This is a genomic window from Kitasatospora sp. MY 5-36, assembly GCF_001182915.1.
Classification (GTDB): domain Bacteria; phylum Actinomycetota; class Actinomycetes; order Streptomycetales; family Streptomycetaceae; genus Kitasatospora.
On record NZ_LFVW01001234.1, the window covers coordinates 1 to 1,243 of the forward strand.

General features: G+C 77.6%; 1 pseudogene. It reads left to right on the forward strand.

From position 1 onward, the window contains the following. Nucleotides 1–1,243: pseudogene (locus AE652_RS41625) on the forward strand (hypothetical protein); the annotation flags it as partial.

Genomic DNA, 1,243 nt, shown 5'->3' on the forward strand with positions numbered 1-1,243 from the left:
CCCTCGGGCGCCCGGGCGACGACCCGGCCGCGCACCGCTTCGTGGGCCGGCTCCTGACGGCCCGGCTGCTGGTGCCCGCCGAGCCGGTCGACCCGCAGGACCGGCGGCCGCTCCGCAGCCTGGCCGACTGGCTGCGGCAGTGGCCGGAGGACGCCGCACTGGCCGAACGGCTCGACCGACTCGACCTGACGACACGCTCGTTGGTGGCGACTCCGGGCGAGCGCCGCCCCGCCCTGCTGGCCTCCCTCGCCGACCACTGGCGGCGACTGCTGGCCGACGCCGGACGGCCGGTGCCGGACGAGGCCGCGCCGCTCAGCGTCCTCAGCGAGGACGTCCACACGCCGGCCGCGCCGCGCCCCCGACTGAGCGCGGCCGACCGTACGGCGATCGCCGAACTCACCGCGCTCGCCGAGCTGTTCGACCACGGCCACCTGATGCGCCGGGCCGCCCGGGACCGCTTCGTCGCCCGCTACGGCGTCGGCGGGGTGTGCGACGCGCCCTGGGACTTCGGCGCCGACGCGGCGGACGCCTGGGCGGATACCGGCCTGCTGGACGAACTGGCCCTGCTACGGCAGGAGTTCGCCCACCTCCCGGAGCTGGACGGCGAACTCGTGCTCCCCGCCGAGCGGGTCCGCGCCCTGGCCGCCCGACTGCCCCACTGGACCGCGGCCCGGCCGCTCAGCTACTCCTGGTTCCTCCAACGCGACCCCGGGGACGGCCTGGTGTGCGTCAACCACGTCTACGGCGGCTGGGGGCGCTTCACCAGCCGGTTCCTCGACGGCCTGCCCCCGCGGGCCGCCGCCGAGGTCGCCCGGCAGCTCCGCTCCGGGCTCGGCGCCGGCGCCCGCGCCGCCCAGGTCCGGCCGGTCGGCGGCTTCAACGCCAACCTCCACCCCCGGCTGCTCGCCGACGAGATCGGCCCCGACCGGCGGTGGACCAGCCTTGCCGAGGCCGACCTCGACCTCGTCCATGACCCGGCCGACGACCAGCTCCGGCTACGGCTGCGCGGCACCGGCGAACTGCTCGACGTCCTCTACCTGGGCTTCCTCGCGCCGGTCATGCTGCCCCGGCGGCTCGGCCCACTGCTTGCCGACCACCCCAACGGGGTCGTCGACTTCCGCCCGCTGCTGCCGCGCACCACCCTCGCCGCGCCCGGCGGCAGCGTGCTGCGCACCCCGCGGCTGCGCCACCGGCACGTCGTCCTCGCCCGCCGCCGTGGGAGGGGCTCGGGACGACGGCCAGC